At 40.1% G+C, this 19006-nt stretch carries 22 protein-coding genes and 1 pseudogene; 21 read left to right on the top strand and 2 right to left on the bottom strand.

Annotation, left to right across the window (positions count from 1 at the left end; genetic code table 11):
* Position 1: 1 nt before the first annotated feature.
* From H8S01_RS00690 to H8S01_RS00630, 14 genes are all read left to right on the top strand, one after another.
* Positions 2–1321 carry a dihydroorotase gene (locus tag H8S01_RS00690; RefSeq protein WP_021866864.1) on the top strand — a complete coding sequence of 440 codons (1320 nt, stop codon included), beginning with the start codon at positions 2–4 and terminating at the stop codon, positions 1319–1321.
* A 26-nt stretch (positions 1322–1347) separates the two neighbouring features.
* Entirely contained in the window at positions 1348–2274 is a 927-nt protein-coding gene (pyrF, locus tag H8S01_RS00685; RefSeq protein ID WP_021866865.1) for an orotidine-5'-phosphate decarboxylase, read from the top strand.
* 19 nt (positions 2275–2293) lie between these two features.
* Positions 2294–3061, top strand: coding sequence for a dihydroorotate dehydrogenase electron transfer subunit (locus tag H8S01_RS00680; RefSeq protein ID WP_186835830.1), 768 nt, complete (start codon positions 2294–2296; stop codon positions 3059–3061).
* On the top strand, positions 3061–3978 hold the full coding sequence (locus H8S01_RS00675) for a dihydroorotate dehydrogenase (RefSeq protein WP_186835829.1): 918 nt from the start codon (positions 3061–3063) through the stop codon (positions 3976–3978). Before H8S01_RS00680 ends, H8S01_RS00675 begins: the two co-directional genes overlap by 1 nt.
* 310 nt (positions 3979–4288) lie before the next feature.
* Entirely contained in the window at positions 4289–4594 is a 306-nt protein-coding gene (locus H8S01_RS13965) for a hypothetical protein (protein WP_243204163.1), read from the top strand.
* Positions 4512–5174, top strand: coding sequence for a ParM/StbA family protein (locus H8S01_RS00670; RefSeq protein ID WP_243204162.1), 663 nt, complete (start codon positions 4512–4514; stop codon positions 5172–5174). Before H8S01_RS13965 ends, H8S01_RS00670 begins: the two co-directional genes overlap by 83 nt.
* A gap of 154 nt (positions 5175–5328) precedes the next feature.
* Positions 5329–5703 (top strand): hypothetical protein, encoded by a 375-nt coding sequence (locus H8S01_RS13960; protein ID WP_243204161.1) that lies wholly within the window; start codon positions 5329–5331, stop codon positions 5701–5703.
* Between the two features lie 318 nt (positions 5704–6021).
* Positions 6022–6975 carry an ORF6N domain-containing protein gene (locus H8S01_RS00660; RefSeq protein WP_008120482.1) on the top strand — a complete coding sequence of 318 codons (954 nt, stop codon included), beginning with the start codon at positions 6022–6024 and terminating at the stop codon, positions 6973–6975.
* A gap of 515 nt (positions 6976–7490) precedes the next feature.
* The gene (locus tag H8S01_RS00655) at positions 7491–7673 is read left to right on the top strand and encodes a hypothetical protein (RefSeq protein ID WP_151202271.1); all 183 of its coding nucleotides are present in this window, start codon (positions 7491–7493) and stop codon (positions 7671–7673) included.
* A gap of 192 nt (positions 7674–7865) precedes the next feature.
* On the top strand, positions 7866–8222 hold the full coding sequence (mobC, locus tag H8S01_RS00650; RefSeq protein ID WP_022292457.1) for a plasmid mobilization relaxosome protein MobC: 357 nt from the start codon (positions 7866–7868) through the stop codon (positions 8220–8222).
* The gene (locus H8S01_RS00645; protein WP_008120479.1) at positions 8223–9794 is read left to right on the top strand and encodes a relaxase/mobilization nuclease domain-containing protein; all 1572 of its coding nucleotides are present in this window, start codon (positions 8223–8225) and stop codon (positions 9792–9794) included.
* A gap of 93 nt (positions 9795–9887) precedes the next feature.
* Positions 9888–10451, top strand: a complete 564-nt coding sequence (locus H8S01_RS00640; RefSeq protein ID WP_243204160.1) for a ParA family protein — start codon at positions 9888–9890, stop codon at positions 10449–10451.
* Positions 10429–10596, top strand: a complete 168-nt coding sequence (locus H8S01_RS00635) for a hypothetical protein (protein ID WP_008120476.1) — start codon at positions 10429–10431, stop codon at positions 10594–10596. The genes H8S01_RS00640 and H8S01_RS00635 overlap by 23 nt, the downstream gene beginning before the upstream one ends.
* A gap of 381 nt (positions 10597–10977) precedes the next feature.
* Positions 10978–11136 (top strand): binding-protein-dependent transport permease, encoded by a 159-nt coding sequence (locus H8S01_RS00630; RefSeq protein ID WP_118375276.1) that lies wholly within the window; start codon positions 10978–10980, stop codon positions 11134–11136.
* 42 nt (positions 11137–11178) lie between these two features.
* Here the strand turns inward: H8S01_RS00630 and H8S01_RS00625 are convergent, their stop codons facing one another.
* A complete protein-coding gene (locus H8S01_RS00625; protein ID WP_243204159.1) occupies positions 11179–12147 on the bottom strand; it encodes a hypothetical protein in 969 nt (322 codons plus the stop codon).
* Between the two features lie 357 nt (positions 12148–12504).
* Between H8S01_RS00625 and H8S01_RS00620 the strand changes: the two are divergent.
* A pseudogene (locus H8S01_RS00620) lies at positions 12505–12699 on the top strand (transcriptional regulator); the annotation flags it as partial.
* A gap of 64 nt (positions 12700–12763) precedes the next feature.
* Here the strand turns inward: H8S01_RS00620 and H8S01_RS00615 are convergent.
* Positions 12764–15157: an ATP-binding protein gene (locus tag H8S01_RS00615; protein WP_186835827.1), complete on the bottom strand. Its 2394-nt coding sequence runs from the start codon at positions 15155–15157 to the stop codon at positions 12764–12766.
* A gap of 545 nt (positions 15158–15702) precedes the next feature.
* Between H8S01_RS00615 and H8S01_RS00610 the strand changes: the two genes are divergently transcribed.
* The 6 genes from H8S01_RS00610 to H8S01_RS00585 all read left to right on the top strand — a co-directional run bounded on the left by H8S01_RS00610 (position 15703) and on the right by H8S01_RS00585 (position 18979).
* Positions 15703–15894 carry an excisionase gene (locus tag H8S01_RS00610; protein ID WP_015568191.1) on the top strand — a complete coding sequence of 64 codons (192 nt, stop codon included), beginning with the start codon at positions 15703–15705 and terminating at the stop codon, positions 15892–15894.
* A gap of 129 nt (positions 15895–16023) precedes the next feature.
* On the top strand, positions 16024–17163 hold the full coding sequence (locus H8S01_RS00605; RefSeq protein ID WP_008120472.1) for a tyrosine-type recombinase/integrase: 1140 nt from the start codon (positions 16024–16026) through the stop codon (positions 17161–17163).
* An 83-nt stretch (positions 17164–17246) separates the two neighbouring features.
* A complete protein-coding gene (gene pyrE, locus H8S01_RS00600) occupies positions 17247–17927 on the top strand; it encodes an orotate phosphoribosyltransferase (RefSeq protein ID WP_186835826.1) in 681 nt (226 codons plus the stop codon).
* An 87-nt stretch (positions 17928–18014) separates the two neighbouring features.
* Entirely contained in the window at positions 18015–18167 is a 153-nt protein-coding gene (locus H8S01_RS00595; protein ID WP_021866869.1) for a hypothetical protein, read from the top strand.
* Positions 18168–18177: 10 nt separating this feature from the next.
* The gene (locus tag H8S01_RS00590) at positions 18178–18654 is read left to right on the top strand and encodes a VanZ family protein (RefSeq protein ID WP_021866870.1); all 477 of its coding nucleotides are present in this window, start codon (positions 18178–18180) and stop codon (positions 18652–18654) included.
* Positions 18655–18658: 4 nt separating this feature from the next.
* Entirely contained in the window at positions 18659–18979 is a 321-nt protein-coding gene (locus H8S01_RS00585) for a DUF6142 family protein (protein WP_021866871.1), read from the top strand.
* Positions 18980–19006: the final 27 nt, after the last annotated feature.

The following is a 19006-nucleotide window of genomic DNA, read 5'->3' as shown; positions in this document are numbered from 1 at the left end:
AATGAAAACGTTAATTAAGGGAGGAAGGGTATTAGACCCTGCCAGCAAAACAGATGCTGTAAAGGATGTTCTTTTTGAGGATGGTGTTATCCTTAAAGTGGCAGAAAATATTACAGATGATGCAGAAAATGTTATTGACGCAGACGGGATGTTTGTAATGCCGGGACTTATAGATTTACATGTCCATTTCAGGGAGCCTGGTTTTGAGCATAAAGAGACAATCCGTACAGGTGCGAGAGCAGCTGCAAGAGGTGGATTTACAACGGTTTGTGCCATGCCTAATACTAAGCCTGCTATTGACAGCGTTGAGATGGTAAGATATATAATTGATAAGGCAAAAGAAGTTACAGATATTAATGTACTTCCGATTGCTGCAATAACAGCCGGACAGGATGGAGAATATATTACAGACTTTGAAAAACTCAAAGAAAACGGAGCTGTTGCTGTAAGTGAGGATGGCAAGTCTGTTATGAATGCCAGAGTTGCAAGACAAGCTATGAGACTTGCCGCAGAAGTTGACATACCTGTGTTTGCCCACTGTGAGGATAAGAATCTTGTTGCAAGAGGCGTCATGAATGCCGGTGAGAAAGCAAAAGAGATGGGATTTTATGGCATTATGAATGCTGTTGAGGATGTAATTGTTGCAAGAGATATTCTTCTTGCAAAAAATACAGGTGCCAGATTGCATTTATGCCATTGTTCAACAAAAGACAGTGTAAGAATGGTTGAACTTGCAAAGAAAGAGGGACTTCAGGTAACAGCTGAGGTTACACCACATCATTTTACGCTTACAGAAGACGCAATTACAAGCGATGATGCTAATTTTAAGATGAATCCGCCACTCAGAAAACAGGAAGATGTGGATGAGTTAAAAGAGGGATTATCATCAGGAATAATGGATTGCATTTCAACAGACCATGCACCACATCACAAGACTGAAAAAGAGCGTTCATTTGTCGATGCACCATTTGGGATTACAGGACTTGAGACATCTGTAGCACTCACAATTACAGAGCTTGTTGATAAAGGCGTTTTGACGCCGCTTCAGATGGCAGAAAGAATGAGTTACACACCGGCTCAGATTATAAAGAGTGACAGGGGAACGCTTCTTGAGGGGAGACCGGCAGATATAACAATTATCGACCCTGCAGACGAATATGTTATTGACAGTTCAATGTTTGCTTCAATGGGTAAAAATACACCATTTAACGGAAAGACTGTAAAAGGAAGGGTACGTTATACAATAGCCGGTGGAAAGACAGTATATTCTTACAGACCGGGCTGTGAATGTATTGTAGATAAAGATGTTCCTAAACTTTAATATATATTGAAAGGATTTATTAGACGATGATTAACAAGTTAGTAGACAAGATTAAGAAGCAGAATGCACCTGTAGTAGTGGGACTTGATCCTATGATGAAATTTGTCCCAAAACATCTTCAGGATGCTGCATTTAAAGAATATGGAGAGACACTTGAGGGCGCAGCAGAAGCTATATGGCAGTTCAACAAAGCTATCATTGATAATATATATGATATAGTTCCTGCGGTAAAACCACAGGTTGCAATGTATGAGCAGTTTGGTATTCCGGGAATGATTGCATTTAAGAAGACTGTAGATTACTGCCATGAAAAAGATATGGTTGTAATCGGTGATGTCAAGAGGGGGGATATCGGCTCAACATCAGAGGCATATGCTGTTGCTCATCTTGGCAAAGTTAAGGTTGGAAATAAAGAGATAGCTGCATTTGATGAAGACTTTGCAACAGTTAATCCATATCTTGGTTCAGATGGAATTAATCCTTTCCTCAAAGTATGCAAGGAGGAGAAAAAAGGAATATTTATACTTGTTAAGACATCAAATCCTTCAAGTGGAGAATTTCAGGACAGACTTATCGATGGCAGACCTCTTTATGAACATGTCGGTGAAAAAGTAAATGAGTGGGCTATGCAGTGCATGGGCGATGATTACAGCTATGTAGGAGCAGTTGTAGGAGCTACATATCCTGAGATGGGTAAAGTTTTAAGAAAAGTCATGCCTAAGTCATTCATCCTCGTTCCAGGATATGGTGCCCAGGGTGGAAAGGCAGAAGATTTAGTGCATTTCTTTAATGAAGACGGTCTCGGTGCCATAGTAAACAGCTCAAGAGGAATTATTGCAGCATATGCAAAAGAAGAATATGCTAAGTTTGGTGAGGCAAACTTTGCTGATGCTTCAAGACAGGCAGCAATAGACATGATTAATGATATTAATGGAGCTTTAAATAAAAGATAATTAATGAGGAGAATTTCTTATGTCATTTAGAGAAAATGCTAAGATAATAAAAACAGGCTGTCTTGGGATCGGGGTATATGAGATATGGTTTGAGACATCAGATATTGCAAAGGCAGCAAAACCGGGACAGTTTATATCAGTATACAGTGCTGACGGTTCAAGGCTTCTTCCACGTCCAATCAGTATATGTGCAATAGTCGATAACAAGTTAAGAATTGTATATAGAACAGTTGGTGCGGGAACAAAAGAATTTTCATCAATGAAAGAAGGAGAGAGCCTCTCAATTCAGGGACCTCTCGGCAATGGATATGATGTCAATGCAACATATGCTTCAAAAGATGCAATAATTTTCGGTGGTGGTATCGGAATTCCGCCTATGCTTGAACTTGCAAAACAGCTAAACTGCAAAAAACAGATAGTTCTTGGATACAAAGATGAGCTGTTTCTTAATGAAGAATTTGAAAAATACGGAACAGTTACAATTGCGACAGAAGACGGAAGCTGTGGAACAAAAGGAAATGTTCTTGATGCTGTGAAAGCACATAATATTAAGGGTGATGTTATATACGCCTGCGGACCAATGCCAATGCTTCGTGCGATAAAAGCCTATGCTCTCGAAAATAATATTGAGTGTTATATTTCATTAGAAGAAAAAATGGCATGCGGAATCGGTGCATGTCTTGCATGCGTATGCAAATCAAAAGATATTGATGATCATTCAAAAGTCCATAATAAGAGGGTTTGCAAAGAAGGTCCTGTATTTAATGCTAAGGAGGTGGAGATATAATGCCAGCAGAATCAGTAAATATGTCAGTAAATATTGCCGGTGTTACATTTAAAAATCCGGTTACGGTTGCTTCCGGAACATTTGGTTCAGGCATGGAATACAGTGAATATGTTGACCTTAACAGACTTGGTGCTGTGACAACAAAAGGTGTTGCTAATGTGCCATGGCCTGGCAATCCAACTCCACGAATAGCAGAAACGTACGGTGGGATGATTAATGCAATCGGACTTCAGAATCCAGGGCTTGATACATTTTTAACAAGAGACATTCCATTTCTTAAAAAATATGATACGAAAATCATTGTAAATGTCTGCGGAAAGAGCAAAGAAGATTACATTGATGCTGTTGAAAAACTTTCAGAAGCACCTGTTGACATGCTTGAAATTAATATATCATGCCCGAATGTAAAAGAGGGCGGAATTGCATTTGGACAGAGAGCTGAGTCAGCAATGGAGATAACAAGTGCCGTTAAAAAGGTATCAAAAAAACCTATAATAATGAAATTAAGTCCTAATGTAACAGATATTACAGAGATGGCAAAGGCTGTTGAAGCCGGCGGTGCAGATGCTGTATCACTTATAAATACGCTTACAGGCATGAAGATTGATATCAACAGACGTACATTTGCGGTTGCTAATAAAACAGGCGGTCTTTCAGGTCCTGCAATTAAGCCGGTTGCCGTAAGAATGGTATATCAGGTTGCCAATGCGGTAAACATTCCGATAATTGGAATGGGTGGAATTGCAAGTGCCGAAGATGCATTAGAGTTCATAATGGCAGGTGCAACGATGGTTGCAGTTGGAACAGCTAATTTCAACGACCCTATGACAACCATCAAGGTGATTGAAGGAATACAGTCATTTATGAAAAAAAATGGAATTAAAGATATAGCGGAAATAACAGGCTGTGTAAAATAGTACATGAGTTATTAATAATAAAGAATTCACGTAAACAGGAGGTTTAAGATACAATGGAGCAGTACAAGCAGGAATTTATTGATTTCCTACCTGCTCCTTTATCTTAACCCTTGTGAATGCCCTCAAATGCTTGATTTTACAGGCTTTGAGGGCATTTTTAATTTGAGAGGAAACTATCGTAACTTATCATAAAATGGTGTAATTTGATGAAAAAAGTGTGTAGTAAAGTGTGTAGTAATTCGTAGGAAGGATACGCTAAATATCAAGAGTGGCAGTTGATTCGTCCATGTGTTTGTAGAGATACAGATGCATGGACTTTTTTATTTTGGTTACCGGCACAGATGCCGGAGAAAGAGAGGATTATATGACAGGGAAGATTAGAGAATACAGTATGAACGGAGCACTGATTATCGGTGTGGATAATGGCTACGGAAATATGAAAACAGCCAGAAGATGCTTTAAGACAGCAATTGCAAAGTATGACAGCGCACCTGTGTTAAGCAGAGATTATATCGAGTACGATGGTGGATATTATGTCATTGGAGAGGGAAGAAAGGATTCATCTTGCAGTTGGGCTTCCTCTGAAATGGGTGCAGGCACAGAGGGAGGACTTTAAGAGATATATGCTTAGAAACAGCAGTGTGGAGGTCGGCTATAAGGACAGACTTTATTGTATTGAGTTTGCAGGATGTACGGTTATGCCGCAGTGTTACTCGGCAGTGACAGAGAATCTGAAGGATTTTGCAGGTGTAACGCTTCTTGCAGATATTGGAAACGGTACCATGAATCTGATGTATCTGAATAACGGTAGACCAATGGAAAGCAAGGCATGGACCGAGAAGCTTGGTGTGTTCCAGTGCTTTCAGAAGATTCACAATATGGTGCAGGACAAAACGGGAGACAATCTTATGGATGATGTAATTGATAATATTCTCCGTAGCGGAAAGATTGAACTGCCGGATCCCCATGCATCACTCGTGGAAAAGGCTATTTGTGACTATGTGGAGGAGATTTTTCAGAAGCTTCGTGACCATGAATATAATGAGAAGCTGATGAAGGTTTACTTCATGGGTGGCGGAGCAAGGCTGGTTGAAAATTTCGGCGAGTACAATCCTGAAAATACAGTCTTTAACAATGATATCCGTGCTAATGCAAAGGGCTATGAGTATTACTGCTATATGCTTTTAAGACATTAGGAAAGAGCAGGCAGAAGGTAGGTGAGGCAATATGACAAAGCACTACAGGAATCACAACATCCGTTTCAATATGACGGATGAGGGAGGCGTGCAGGCGTGGGAACGCCTGCATTCCGCTGAAGTGGAACAGGACTTTAAGTCGCAGAATGCTTTTGTGGTGGCTGCGATTAATGATTATTATGAAAGGCATCTTGCCAAGAAAAACGATCCATATCTGGAGAGTCGGGAAAAGGAAGATGCCTTTGCAGACAGACTGGTGCAGACTGTGGAGCAGAAGCTTCTTTCAAATCTTCCGGCACTTGCAGCCATGTATCAGATGCAACAGCAGGCATTTTTTCAGGCGGGACTGCAGGCTGGTGGGATAATGCCTTATCCGTATCAGCAGGGAAATCCGGGAGCTGAGGCATCGGTGGGGGTAAAGCTAGTTACGGAACCGATACAGGGCAGTGAACAACCGATAGAAGTTGTAAAGCAAGAACTGTCGGAGCCAGAAGAGAATGAGTTTCTGGATTACTCGTTTGGTGTGTAAATTATGGATTCGTGTTGATTTTCAATTGATAAAAGAAGAAGTGGCATGATATAATTAACCACACAATGAGTGTGTGAGATAAAGGTTCAGATACCACTTCGAACGGTGGAAGAGTGGGAAGCGGGTCGAAGAAAGCCTCCTGAGTATATTCCACGGTTGAAAAAGTATCAGATTATGTATGAACAGCAATTTGGGAAGCAAAACAAGAAGGAACACGATGATACTGTTTGAGGTCACAGTTTGTGACCTCAGAATGAGTACACAGATTGTAGACTTGAAGTCGCAATTTGCGACTTCAAAAATGGATTGGAGGATTCGATGGCAAAAGATAATAGTGAATTGATTGACGTAAATTCAGATGTAAAGGATAGGGTTATGGAAGTGAGTCATATTCAGAGTCTTATATATGTTATTAGAGGAAAACAGGTAATGCTCGATAGTGACTTGGCAATTTTGTATCAAGTTGAAACAAAAACTTTTAATCAGGCTGTAAAAAGAAATATTGAAAGATTTCCTGAGAATTTCAGGTTTCAACTAAAAAAGGAAGAGTACGACTCTTTGAGGTCACAATTTGTGACCTCAAAAGAAGGGAGAGGTGGAAGAAGATATCTGCCATATGTTTTTACAGAACAAGGTATTGCAATGCTTTCTGCGGTGCTGAGGAGTGATATTGCAATACAAGTCAGTATTAGGATAATGGAAACATTTGTTGAAATGCGTAAATATATGGCAAACACGTCACTTTTGTATGATCGCATGAATGCAATAGAAGAAAGACAGATAACTTATCAAAATGAAACAAATGAGAAATTTGATAAAGTATTTGCATATATTTCTGACCACGAAGAATCACAGCAGAAAATCTTTTTTGATGGACAGATATATGATGCGTTTAGCTTACTGATAGATCTGGTAGCTAGTGCAACGAAAAGTCTTGTATTGGTCGATAATTATGTCGATGTGGGAACTTTAAATATTCTGTCCAAGAAGAAAGAGAATGTATCGGTAACGATTTACACAGTTAGAAAAACCAGATTGTCAGAAAAAGATATTGAAACTTTCAATCAACAGTATCCCAAACTTGAAGTGAACTACACAGGTGTATTTCATGACAGGTTTTTAATCATTGATGACAAAAAAGCGTATCACATTGGTGCATCATTAAAAGATGCAGGAAAGAAATGTTTTGCTATAAGCTTATTAAACGATTCTGGTGTGATATATGATATTTTACAGAGGCTGGATATAGAAACAGAAGAAAACGAATCATAAAGAGGGATAATGACTTGGGGTGGGTAACACCCAAGTCCCCCCCAAGTCACCCCCCCCAAGTCTAACAGACTGATATTACAGAAAGAATTCTATTGTTTTGTAATGAGGGTAGAAGCAAGAAGGATATAGCCGATGATAATCAATTCAATTATCCAAGTAAACATCGGCTACATTCCCGGGTACAATTGCAGTAAAGACAGAAAGACACACCATCCCCTTTGTAGATGGTGTGTCTTTCTGTCTGGGGGTCTCGGGGGCGTAGCCCATGAGCAGGTAGCACCGATGGCGCAGACAATGAGGCGGAAATAAAATCAGGGTACCGGAGGGGACCCTGATTTTATTTTTGACGAGTTGGCAAGCCAGCGGTACTACCTGCCTATATCATCCCCACCACATCGGAAAGGGAATAGAAGATTTCAATAAGTAGTAGAGATGTGAAAAAAAGCAGTCCGAAGCGGTAAGCGAAGGGCTGCTTTTGTCTGTCTGACGGAGTCTTTTTTCCGTCAGGCAGACCTGTGGGGATGATGTGCCCTGCTGACGAAGCATCGCTTACACAAAGGCTACGAAGAAATACCAAGACGGATGCAGATGATAGCGGTTCTTATGGACAGTATAGCTATAACAGATACAGTTTAGACAACATCTGCAACCAAATGGCTACAAAGCAGAGCAACAGTAGAACCACAACAGGGGCATGACACTGCAATTTACCGGTGCAGACCACAATTTCTATTAGTATGTAGCCATAATCCGGTGCAATCGTAGCCAAAACACAATAACTGAAAATACCAAAAAATGAAGCCATGAAACAATTGGAAGAAAAGGCAGCAATGCCAATTCAACCAATGAGTTTTGTGGCTTTTTTTACAGATAAAAAGAAGGAGGACACTATGGGGAAACGAACAAGAGACGAGGTAATCTATTCTCGTGTGGATTACCGTGTAAAACAGGAATTTGAATCACAGATGAAGGAGAGCGGATATAAGACTTCCGCTGATTTCATCGACTATCTGCTCCGGGGCAACAAGGGCAGGCAGATTGACGGGACAACATTAAAGCAGTTTATGGAGGTCATGAATGAGGTCTGCTACGAACTGAAAAAGCAGGGAGTCAATATCAACCAGCTGGCAAGGAATATCAATGCCTATCCGGATTTGATATCCATGACAGCATTTGAACCGTTCCAGAGAGTATTCCGGCGGTTGGAAGACTCAGTATTAAAACTATATGAAAAGGTGGTGAGTTAGATGGCAGTATATGGAAATGTCAATGTAAAATATGCTCCATGCAAGTCTGTGGCACAGCTTCACAGTGCTGCAGATTATATTCTGGGGAAGAAGAAGGAACAGCTAAGTTCCAGTGTTATCAAGACAAAGTCGGAGTTATATAATGCTTTTGGCTGCAATCGGGATAACTTTGCAAACAGTGTCCTTATGACAAGGAAAATGCATCAGAAGAAGTATAGCCGGTTCTTCCCGCGGGACATTCTGGCACAGAAGCTATCAATATCCTTTCATCCGGAGGACAATGATAAGCTGACTTATGCAGAGGCTTACAAGATGGCAGAGGACTTTGCTCGTGAGTTCTTCTGGAAAAAGGGATTTGAGGTATTGTTTGCGGTTCATGTGGATACGGAGCATGTTCACGTGCATTTTCTGGTAAATAACTGTAATCAGAAGGATGGTTCTTCCTTTCGGAGAGGTCCGAAGGAGCTGGTGGAAATGTCGGAATATTTTGGAGAACAGTGCAGGAGCCGGGGCTTGACACACTCTGTCCGTGACAGCTTCTACAATCCGGATAAGACCAGGGAGGAACGCACCTTAGCGGAAAATCATATGCAGAAAAGGGGAAAACTTTCTTTCAAGGATGAAATGCGTGTGTATATCAGACTTGCCATGAATGATCCGACCACGCAGAACATCCATGATGTGGTGAATATGTTAGAAAGAACCTATCATATGAATGTAAGGCTGAAAGGTAATACCATTAGCTATGCCCTTCCCTATCGTAGCAGTAATGGAGGCAAGGTAAAGGCAGTACGAGGCAGTAAGCTTGGTAAGCGATTCACGGTTGCAGGCATCAGGGAGTATATGAAACAGAAGGAAAAAGAGGATTGGTTTGATTATCCAAGGCAGGAGCAGGACATCGAGCATTCCAGTCAGTCCATGAAGGATTATCCCAGATGGGAAGAGGATGAGGAGGAAGTGAAGGAGTCTGCTTCTAAGGCTAAAAAGCAGATACCAACACAGGAGTCACAGCCGACCAGAAAACCGGATGTTTCTGTATATGAGGCATATGACGAGTTTCAGGAAAAACATGAGATACCGGAGAATGACGAGTCTTTCTTTTATGGTGCTGCATTTGATGACTTCAATAAAGAGTGGCAGGGACTTGATGCAGGCGCAGGCTCGGTAAGTACTGAGTTTGGCACAACAAATAACTCAACCGACGCAGAACCATATAATGAGGATGAGTTAGACGAATTACTTGATAACAATTCGTCAACGGTGCCGGTTCAAAATAAGCCGTTTCCATCTCCAGCAGAATACCGCAAGCTCTCTCTGGAAAAACGTGCTAAACTTCTTCCGCCACCTTCTGATGACCGAATTGAAGAACTAAAGAAGTATCAGGACAGAATGGGATATACCGAAGAATCCATGCGGAGTATGCGTTACAAGATGTCTGTATATGATGATTTTACCGAGGAATATGATTATCGTGTGAAATACAACAGAAATCATTCTTCAGAGGAGCAGCTAAAAGCACAAGCGGAACAGCAGATAATCACACCGGTTCGTAGACGTGGGCGTGGCAGATGACAAGGCTTTGATTGCCTTTCAAACTCACTTTCGGTAAGAAAAACTCCATTGCACATAAAATGATTTTGAGCTATAATTTTAATGGATTTTTGTATGAAAGGCGGGTATGATATATTACCAAACATTATGCTGGTAGGAGCAGAGCAAGAGTTATCACAGACGGGAAAGGAACACCGTTTGAAAGAAGCTATTGCCCCCGTAGCGGAAAAGTATGATTATATTATTATAGACACGCCGCCCTCTTTGGGCGTGTTGACCGTAAACGCATTTACGGTGGCAGGTGATATTCTGATACCGACCACAGCGGGCATATTTGCCACAACAGGAATTAACCAGCTTAACGAAACAGTAAAGAGCGTACAGCGGTACTGCAATCCGAATGTAAAGATAACGGGTATTCTGTTTACAAGGTTCAATCCGAGAGCAAACATCAGCAAGCAGATAAAGGAACTTACGGAGCAGTTGAGCGAGTACATTTCTGCACCGATATATAAGACCTATATTCGGTCAGCGGTAGCGGTAGAGGAAGCACAGGCAAACAGAACAGATATATTTGAGTATGCGGAGAAGTCCACCGTATCAGAGGACTATAAAGCCTTTATAGAGGAATTTTTGAAAGGAGAGGTAGAGAGTAATGGCAGGAAAGGCAAAATTTGACCAAGAAGCGGCGTTTAAGTCGATTATAGGTGCAGGAGCAAGCGAGGGTTCAGAGAAGCCAGTGGCAAAAGGCAGACCAAAAGCGGAGTGGGAAACAAAGAAGCCCATAAAAAAGCGTGTGAGCATTGGAACGAGGGTGGCTTAGCAAAGGTTTGGATAGATAAGGACGGGTATCTTTGTATCGAATATGAAAGCGGCGAATGGTGGCACTACAACGATAAAGGAGAGTGGTGGTAGATGAAAGTATCAGATAGGACGTTTCCATGCGATTATTCGTAAGGAATACGAAGACGGAAGTGTTGACTATGAAACCTCATTTACGGATATTGAAGATTTTAACGAAAGTTATTATTGTATTCTGAAATGTATCGGGAAAGAGGTAGGAATTGCAACGGACAATCCCAAAGTGCTAACCTATGCTTGCGTTATTCGTGGGAAAGAAGAAATTGAGAAAGAACTTTTACATGGAAATGGTAAGCAGTTAGAGTATATTTAATCACGGTGATTACGAAAGGAGAATGTTATTATGTGGAAAGCTATTTTTACAGCAATTATAACAGTATTTGTTGGATTGGTATTTGCAGCAATAGGAAATGATTTATTGAATGGATTTTCGGAAATTGGTGTCATAGTTGCAGTTGCAGTTGCAAGCGGTTTAACAATTTTCTTTAACCAAAAAAAATAAAAAAGAGGGAGATTTTCTCCCTCTTTTTTTATGTTCTGTTTTTTAATATTTTGTTATTGTTCCGCTATTGTTCATTCTTATGGCTTCTTCACACATGGTTTCAACTCCTGCAGAAAAGCCAATGCCGAATGAAGCTGGTAATGATAATGAAGGACTGACAGAAACAATGGTATGACCGTATCCGAAAACAAAAGCGCCTTCTTTAATGCTATTTGAGCCAGTACGGTCAACTTTTAAGATTAAAGTTCCTTTTTTTGCGTAGTAATCACCGACTGCATCTCCTGTACCAGCACTCATTGGTATTTTTGCGTAGGCGTGTCCATAAGGGTCATCGGTTGATATGGATACACTACTCCGACTTTTATATGAGCCTGAACGGCTGTAATAACTTATTTTACAAGATGAACCATTGGTATTAAGGGCTAAATTCAGCGGTTGTCCAGAGGAGTTTGTCCCCTGCCATCTAATACCTATAATATCCTTAATTGCAACTCCAGCAAGAACAGGTACGTTGCTCCAATTCCAAATAACTTTCACTGCCAATGAAGAAGTACTTGCAGAATATTTGTAAAAGTTACAGGTCATATCCGCAAAAATGCCACGTAATTCGGCATTGGTTTCAATTCTTTCGCCGTTGTAATTTTGTAATAAATCAATTTGCTCCGAAGTATAGCCAAGTTGTGAAAGTTCTTTTTCACTTTTGTTTGAAAGTTCGGATAGTTTAGTTTCAATAGCGTTTGATTTTATTACATCAATGGAATCACTATCCATACCGCTTCTTGCTAATTGCGCTTGCGTTGCACAGCGAGTTTGTACATAGATATCGTATTCATTTACTGTTACTGAATACGCAGGAATTTCTGTTTCAGTTTCTGCGGCAAAACTTGTTACAGACATTCCCATAACCATAACAGCAGTAAGTGCAAGACTTACAAGTTTCTTAAAATGTTTTTTTAGCATAGGCAATTCCTCACTTTCTTTGAAAAATAAATGGTTTACATAAGTCATCATAGCATATTGTCAATATTTTGTCATGTAAAAAATGGAAAATTCTGTAAATTTATAAACGTAATAACGATATATCAGAAAAATGTGATTGTACTTGCATTGTCAAGATAATTATTTAATAGGAATATTGATAATAAATTATATATAATATATAATTTATAATTTATGTATAGTAAATATGAAATAAGTTATTTATTTAAAGAAAGAGGAAAGGGAGTGAAGCTGAACGAGAGATTACTTTTTAATCATTTTTTTAATAGTGGTGCTGGTTCTGCTTCTTCCGTTTATCCTTTGGTGGAAGCACAGGCACAAAGAAACAGATAGAAAGGGGAACAGTAAAATGTAATAGGGTGAATGATTATAGCAAAAAGACCAGTATCAATATATGATTTTAAGGCTTTCGGGGCTGCCATTAAAGCCGCGAGAAACGAATACGGAGAAAGTCGCAAAAAAGTAAGCGACGAGTTATATATCTCCCCGCGCTATCTTGCGAATATCGATAACAAAGGACAGCAGCCGAGCCTACAAGTTTTCTATGACCTCGTTACCCGTTATGCTGATATTTGGGTGTGTTCTGACTATATGTATCATTGTTATGGCAATACCTAATGCGTGCTGATTAGTATTTTTTATATTGCTCCGCAAGCTCTTTCTTTCCCCATCTCATATACAAACTATACAAATAACGAGCAGTACTTTTGGAATAATCATTATCAGGGTTCTCGTTCATAACAGCATGAAAGACGGCATCTGCGTTAAGCAGGTGCTGTTCTGCTATCACAGGCTGAGAACGGGTATAAGCAATGACACCACGATAGAACTCGCACATACCATAATCAAGGTTATTTCTACCCATAACTTCATCAATGGTGGATTCACAGAAATCAATAATTTCCAGAGCAGAATCATATTCCTTATTCTGCACCAGCATGTTAGCAAGTGAGAGTGTCTGCTGCAGGGTATCATTATTCTCTATCAATCCAAGACTGGCATATTCCCTGCGTACTGTGAAAGCTGTCTTGAGTTCTGATACGGCTTCTTCCAGTTTCTTCCGGAACAGATAAGCTGTAGAGAGGTTGTTGTGCAGGTTTGAAAGCAGATTGGCGGAACGGGCATCCGCAGTATTGGTCTTATGGTAATTTTCCATGAGGGCAATCGCCTTTTTATATTTCTTAATGGCATTATCATATTCCTTGCGTGGGAACAGAAGCTGTGCTTTGTAATCTAATAATAATGCTTTGTCACAGGCAGAAATGTGGTTGGTTTCTTGCGTAATATCTGGTGTGCCTGATTTATCTGAATTATACGATTTACTCGTTTCATCCGACTTGCCCGAATCATTCATAAGATTCATCACATATTCTATACGTTCTACCAGCTCCGACAGATAATCGGTATCCAGATATTTGTCAAAGTAAGGGTACATATCCTGTAAGAACAGTAGATAGTAAGCCCTGTTATCTAGGATGATGTGTCTGTTGATGCTTTTCAGACATTCCATGACAGTCACCGGTCTTTTTACATCCAGACCGTGAGCAAGGCAAATCAAATGCAGGTGATTTAACATCACATGGCAGTCTGATACGGTTGGAATGGTCTCTGCGATTGCCACTTCCTGAATGAGAGGATGGAGTGCAATCGTCTTATTTTCGGTATCTTCACTGATAATGCCATAGCGTATCAGCTCATTAACATTTTTGAGAGAATCCAGTTCCAGCCACATTTTGAACGCACTTTTATAAACTCCTGATACCGGCAGGAGTGAGAGGTTACGGAGGATATCAATACTGTCCTCATTTAATCTATTAAGCTTCATCAACATGCGAAGGTGTCCTATCATACTGGCATAGGAGAATTCATCATCCTTGAATACCTCGATTTCTTCCATGTTCTGCCCGATACCGCAGGAACGCAGCTCCTGTAACAATTCTTCCGGTTCCATGCCGCTGGCTTCTAAGGTAAGAGCAGCCATGCAGACAGTCAGGGTATGACAGTTCACTTCTTCTATAATGGCAGACACACTGTCCGGATCACGTTTTGCAGAAGGACAATGCTTGTAGAACAGTTCTGTCAGTTCTTTTTCTTTATCCAATTCCTTTATTTCTATAGAATCATAATTCTTAAGTTTGCATCTGCTGGTAATCAATAGCTGCATATCATTCTTCATCAGTTCCTTTAAGAAGGGTTCGTCCTTTGGAAGCACATTGAAGTTGTCCAGAATCAGCAGTGTATCTGTGTGGAGTCTCTGCATCACCTTATAGTGATTCTGAAAACGGACTTCCTCATTCATTTCTACGGAATCATCTGCAAATGTAAGGTTTGCGATGTCTTTTCTCAAATCACCGGTGTAATACAGATAAATGATATTGGTGTACTTTTTACGGTTCGTCTGTGCATAGGCTTTGGCAACTTCGCTTTTTCCAATGCCTGCCATACCAGTAATGAATAAGACGGATTGATTGGAAAGATGGGATGCGATTGCTTTTATCTCATCCTTTCGTCCAATGAATGCCTGATTGCAGGAGGGAAGCTTATTGCAAAGAATCACTTCCGAAAGGTCGGGAGAATAGAGCGCACCTGTGCTATGGTCATTCAAAATCGCATATCTTACCACAGAGCAGAAAAAGGCTGCATTATCCGGCTCCTGAATCAGTGCATCAGCCATTTCCTGCCCGATGGTTTTTATACTGTCTGTAATCAATTCCTCCATCTGGATTCGAGCCTGTGCTTCGTTCAACAGGTTCGGAATAATCTTATCTCTGAAATCATCCTCCATCGTATCCCATTCATCCTCATCTTCATAAGTCTTTAGGATATCTATAGGAATCGGGCGGGCGCCATTGCACCAGCGGCTGTACATCGTCGTGTCATCTGCGATTAATTCCGAAGCTGTCAGAGTATCATCCAGATATGCAGAGAACAGACTGCGTACAAGCTGGTGCTGCGGGTAGGTTTTCTTTTTATTTTCCAATAATACACCAATCACATTGGCGAAGGTCAGTCTGTTTCTCATCTGTGTGCTCCTTTCAGAGAGGATTTATCAATCCCGCTATCTATCTTATCTGTCTTTCTATATTTTCATTCTTTGAAAAGTTTCTATGTCAAGTCGCGGTCAAGTGACCGTCAATTATTTTATTCTCTATATTTTACTACAATTAACTTACAAAACGTAGCCGGGCGGCATCAGAAATGAAGCAAATCGGCTACAACAATCATAACACAAAACAAACTTATGTTCTACAAGAATATTGAAATGTTTTAACTGTACATTGAAAACTTCATGAGTTGTATTCACAGTCAACGGACTTTGCGATGATACTTAAAGCAATTTAAGCGGAGCAAAGAACAGACACTTCCGTCAAGGGTGGGAGATGATCTCGCGCAGGAGAGGCCCACAGGCAGGTTTCAGTAGTGAGAAATCGGTGCTAAAGAATCCAGACAGTGGATACGTAGAAAACCAAACTAAGAGTACTGGAACAATCTTACTTTAGGAACCGCTTATTGCGGGTAGGAAAGAAGGTGGTTAATGAGAATATTACGAGAGGAGGCAGGACTACCATGAAAACAGAACTTGATACAAGAGCGTTATTAAATGTAAAGGAAATGTGTGAGTACCTTGGTATTGGACAGACGAAAGCAAGAGAATTGCTTTCCAATCCGGCCAATGGTTTCACGGTAAGAATCGGTAACAGACTATATGCTCATAAGGGCAGATTAGACCACTGGTTACTGAATCAGATTCTTTCATAAATAAGAACACGGAGGAGTTTCAAAATGAGAATTCAATTTTTGAAACGGATTGATAATTGTAAGGTTTTATGGTAGAATAGGGACGATATTTGGAATCCTTCCTATTCTACACTTAGGAAGGAGGCATAAATGGGTAAATCCCTTAATGGTAAAGAATTAGGTAAAGGCTTATCACAGAGAAAGGATGGTCTTTATCAGGGAAGATTCGTGAATCGTTTTGGCAAGAAGCAGACGGTTTACGCAAAGACGCTGAATGAGGTAAGACAGAAGCTTAGAAACGAACAGTATGAGGATGAAAAGGCACTCAATGTTGTTGCGAAGGACGTAACGCTTGACGAATGGTATGAAATCTGGATGGATACCTGCAAGAAGAATTGCAGAGACTCCACCAAGGAGACATACGCAGGTCATTATCGCAGAATACAGAAGGCTCTGGGATGGAGAAAACTCACATCCTTGAATTTACTGATTATGCAGCAGGCGATTAACGAACTGGAAACAGACAATGAGCGTAAGAATTCGAAAAAGATACTGGTCGATATGCTGGAGAAAGCAATAGACTCTGATTTACTTATCAAAAATTCTGCTAAGCAGATCAATACTGTGATTTCTAAAGAGGTTAAGAAAGAACGTAGAGTATTAACGGTAGGTGAAACGGAGCTTTTTTTTAGCTATGCGAAGGACACATTCTACTACAATTTATATGTAGTGGCAATCGACACAGGAATGCGTATTGGTGAGTTGATGGGGCTTCAGTGGTCTGATGTAGACTTTGAAAAGAAGGTTGTACACGTCAGACGTTCCTTATGCTATTTCCGCAAGGATGGCAAATATGTCTTTGAATGGCATGATACCAAGACGCATAACAGCAAGCGAACCATTCCCTTAACAACAAGAGCTATGGAAGCTCTGAAAAAACAAAGAGTTCGCGGGCAGGAGATTCTGCTTAAGAACGCACAAACAGCACAGGACGAATACAAGAATCTGGTTTTCGTAACCAGAAACAATCGACCTACACAGCAGTTCATCGTACAGGAATGTATGGATGTAACAACGAGACGAATTCAGAAGGAACACCCGGAATTTGAGAGGTTCTCTCCTCATTGTTTCCGTCACACCTTTGCAACAAGGGCAATCGAGAACGGAATGCAGCCTAAGAGCGTGCAGAAGCTTCTCGGACATGGCTCCTTACAGCTGACAATGGATTTGTATTGTCACGTAACAGATGATACCTTGTTTGACGAGATGAGGAAGATGGAAGCGGTGTAAAGTGTGTAAAAAGTGTGTAGTAAAGCAATTTGAGACAATAATAAAGGCGTGAAAGCCTTATAAACAGGAGGTTTTAAGATAAAATGGAACAGTATAAGCAGGAATTTATAGATTTTATGGTTGATTGCCATGTTTTAAAATTTGGCGATTTTACATTAAAGAGCGGAAGAAAATCACCGTTTTTTATGAATGCGGGAGCATATGTTACAGGAACACAGCTTATGAAGCTTGGTGAATACTATGCAAAGGCAATTCATGAGACATATGGTGATGATTTTGATGTGCTTTTCGGACCTGCATACAAAGGAATTCCAATCAGTGTTGTAACAGCAGTTGCATATGCAAAACTTTATGGAAAAGAAGTGCGTTATTGCTCTGACCGTAAAGAAGAAAAAGACCACGGCGCTGATAAGGGAGGCTTCCTCGGAAGCAAGTTGCAGGATGGCGACAGAGTCATTATGATAGAAGATGTTACAACATCAGGAAAATCAATGGAAGAGACAGTTCCTAAGGTTCGTGGTGCAGCAGATGTAACAATTATCGGACTTATGGTTTCTCTTAACCGTATGGAAGTAGGACTTGGCGGCAAAGTAAGTGCACTTGATGAAATTAAAGAAAGATACGGATTTAAGACAAGTGCTATCGTAAGCATGGCAGATGTAGTTGAGCATCTTTATAACAAGCCTTGCAATGGTGAAATTGTTATTAATGATGACATCAAAGTTGCAATAGACAAATATTATGAAGAGTACGGAGTAAAATAAGCAGGATTTTGCTCCGCAAAACAAGGAGGCAAATCCTCTCCTCACCAAAGGGTTCGGATTTTGCTTCGCAAAACAAGGAGGAGTGTTATGGACGAAAAGTTATATAAAAAAGTAAAAGGAATAGGAGCATCAAATCTTGCGTTTGGAATTATCACACTTGTGTTTGGTATTACAGCAGGAGTTATGCTTGTAGTTAATGGTGCAAGACTTCTTGCACACAAATCCGACAGCCTTATATAAAGAGGTCTGCATGAAAAACAGAAAAATAAAAAGTATTTTTAAATGGAGTGCATTTTTAATCTATATTGTGGCACTTATTTATTTTGTGTTTTTTGCAGAGATGCTTGGAAGGGCAGATGTACCTGTTAATTACAGGTACAATCTTGTGCCGTTTAAAGAAATAAAAAGATTTATCATATATTACAGACAAATAGGGATTAATGCGGTTATTCTCAATCTGGCAGGAAATGTAGTGGCATTTATGCCATTTGGATTTTTTCTGCCGCTTGTTTCAGAACATAAGATAAAGTTTTTCAAGGTTTTTATAACTGCATTTTCTCTTAGTCTGTCAATAGAACTTATCCAGCTTATATCGAAGGTTGGCAGCTGTGATGTTGACGACCTTATACTTAATACGCTTGGTGGTCTTCTGGGGTATTGGTGTTTCTGCATATATAAAAATATGAATAGAGCATACAAAAAAAGTAAAGAACAGGGAAAAAGGTAAAAGAATGAAATTATTTAATAAATACAAATTTTCCGATAAGAGCCAGACACTTGGCGGTACAATTTCAACCGTAATGGGGGTCGCTGCATTAAGCTGCCTGCTTTACGGTGTTTTTGTAGCATTTAAAAAGAGCGGTGAAGCCGGACTTGAAGTGGGAAGTCTTGGACTTATGGCTCTTATGCTGTCAGTAATTGGGACAGTAATCGGATTATTAAGTTTTAAAGAATATGATAAATTTTATACATTATCAAAAATCGGTTCAATGTTATGCGGTATCATAGCGGTATTTATGATGGCAGTATTTGTCATGGGTCTTGGTTTTTAAAGTAAATGCATTAAGGAGGCAGTAAAA

Source organism: Lachnospira hominis (ex Liu et al. 2021), assembly GCF_014287955.1.
In the GTDB taxonomy this organism is placed as follows: domain Bacteria; phylum Bacillota; class Clostridia; order Lachnospirales; family Lachnospiraceae; genus Lachnospira; species Lachnospira hominis.
This window is presented reverse-complemented; position numbering and strand designations above follow the sequence as displayed.